General features: G+C 60.0%; 1 protein-coding gene and 2 tRNA genes. 2 read left to right on the top strand and 1 reads right to left on the bottom strand.

The genetic code is table 11. From position 1 onward, the window contains the following. Positions 1-65: 65 nt before the first annotated feature. A complete protein-coding gene (gene dinB, locus IAE39_RS29400; protein WP_201207953.1) occupies positions 66-1,124 on the bottom strand; it encodes a DNA polymerase IV in 1,059 nt (352 codons plus the stop codon). Positions 1,125-1,345: 221 nt separating this feature from the next. Between dinB and IAE39_RS29395 the strand changes: the two genes are divergently transcribed. Both IAE39_RS29395 and IAE39_RS29390 read left to right on the top strand, forming a co-directional pair. Beyond that, positions 1,346-1,422: transfer RNA gene (locus IAE39_RS29395), tRNA-Met, on the top strand. A gap of 136 nt (positions 1,423-1,558) precedes the next feature. Further along, positions 1,559-1,635: transfer RNA gene (locus IAE39_RS29390), tRNA-Met, on the top strand. The last annotated feature ends 25 nt before the right edge of the window (positions 1,636-1,660 follow it).

The following is a 1,660-nucleotide window of genomic DNA, read 5'->3' as shown; positions in this document are numbered from 1 at the left end:
GGCTGCTTTGCAGCCCATTCGCGGCACAAGGCCGCTCCTACATCGACCGCGTGAAGCTGCTTTCTTTATTCAGGCGTGAACAACTCCAGCTGTTCATGCGCCCCACGCAAGTCTCGCAACCTCACCCCCACCCCCAGCAAGCGCACCGGCTTGCCACCACGGGCGAACGCCTGCCCCAGCAACTGCCGGTAACTCTCCAGGTCCCTGCCCGCCCCCGCCTGCTCCAGGGTAGTCTGGCTGAAGTCGTGGAACTTGACCTTGACGAACGGTTTGTCCGGCCGGTAACTGCTGTCCATGCGGGCAATACGCTCGTTCAGGCTCTCCAGCAGCTCTGGCAAGCGTGCCAGGCAACTGGCCAGGTCTGGTAAGTCCGTGTCGTAGGTGTTTTCCACGCTGACCGACTGGCGGCGGCTGTCGTTGTGCACCGCGCGCTCGTCAATACCCCGCGCCAGCCCCCACAAGCGCTCGCCAAAACTGCCGAACTCGCGCACCAGCGCCAGGCGTGACCAGTCACGCAGCTCCAGGCAGGTCTCGATACCCAGCCGGGTGAGTTTTTCCGCCGTGACCTTGCCGACGCCATGCAGCCTGGCCACCGGCAAGGCGGCAACGAACGCTTCCACTTCACTTGGGGTAATCACGAACAGACCGTTGGGCTTGCGCCAGTCGCTGGCGATCTTGGCCAGAAACTTGTTTGGCGCCACCCCCGCTGACACAGTGATATGCAGGGTACGGGCAACACGCCGGCGAATATCCTCGGCAATGCGTGTGGCACTGCCGGAATACCATTGGCTGTCGCTCACATCCAGGTAGGCCTCGTCCAGCGACAAGGGCTCGATCAGCTCGGTGTAGTCACGGAAGATTGTGTGGATTTCCCGCGAGGCCTCTCGGTAGGCCTCGAAACGCGGCTTGACGATCAACAGGTCGGGGCACAGTTTCAGCGCATGCCGCGACGACATGGCCGAACGCACGCCATAGGCGCGCGCCTCATAGTTGCAGGTGGCAATCACTCCACGGTGCTCGGGCGAGCCGCCCACCGCCATCGGCCGCCCGGCCAGGCGCGGGTCGTCACGCATCTCGATCGCGGCATAAAAGCAATCGCAGTCGACGTGGATGATCTTGCGCAGGGACATGGATGACCGTCAGCACTGTAAATTCATACAGATAGTATCGCATGCGCCCGGCCCTTAAACAGTTCCCCGGCATCGCCACACGATAATCGGCCTGAAAGCCCCGCCGCGCCTGAGCTGCAAACCGTTGCAGCACGCTAAGGGTTTGAACAAAAAAGGTTTTTCCGAAACAATTGCTTGACAACAACACGCAAATCCGTAGAATTCGATCTCACAGGCGCGGGATGGAGCAGCCTGGTAGCTCGTCGGGCTCATAACCCGAAGGTCGTCGGTTCAAATCCGGCTCCCGCAACCAGATTCGAGAAAAGGCCACTGTTAACGCAGTGGCCTTTTTCTTTGCGCGCGAAAAAGCCGATTGGCAAAAAGTTTCGATAAATCAAACGGTAACGCTTGACACGTACGCTAAGAACTGTAGAATTCGATCCCACAGGCGCGGGATGGAGCAGCCTGGTAGCTCGTCGGGCTCATAACCCGAAGGTCGTCGGTTCAAATCCGGCTCCCGCAACCAGATTCGAGAAAAGGCCACTGTTAAC

This window comes from Pseudomonas sp. S37, from assembly GCF_016658545.1.
Taxonomy (GTDB): domain Bacteria; phylum Pseudomonadota; class Gammaproteobacteria; order Pseudomonadales; family Pseudomonadaceae; genus Aquipseudomonas.
Note: the sequence above shows the minus strand (reverse complement) of the source record. Positions and strands in the feature narration are given on the sequence as shown.